The organism is Psychromonas aquatilis (assembly GCF_038155185.1).
GTDB lineage: Bacteria > Pseudomonadota > Gammaproteobacteria > Enterobacterales > Psychromonadaceae > Psychromonas > Psychromonas aquatilis.
Genome location: NZ_JBAKAZ010000474.1, coordinates 1 through 209, shown reverse-complemented (window position 1 = coordinate 209; position 209 = coordinate 1). Strand labels below are relative to the sequence as shown.

Below are 209 nucleotides of genomic sequence, written 5' to 3'. Positions count from 1 at the left end.
GCGCTTGGTTTACCGGGAAACCAGAAATACTTATTTCTCCCTCGCTTAATTTAATTAACCCCATTAAACATATAAATAAAGTAGATTTTCCGCCACCATTAATGCCCACCAGCCCACAGATGGTGCAAGCAGCTAACGAAAAGATAACGTTTGTAATGGCCTGCAAACCATTGTTATAAGTGACGCCAACAGAAGATACATCGATACTG

1 protein-coding gene is annotated in these 209 nt (G+C 40.7%); it reads right to left on the bottom strand.

Features of this window, described 5'->3' with window-relative positions; translation table 11 throughout:
* The coding region (locus tag V6256_RS16215; RefSeq protein ID WP_341599207.1) for an ATP-binding cassette domain-containing protein at positions 1–209 on the bottom strand (209 nt) is incomplete at both ends.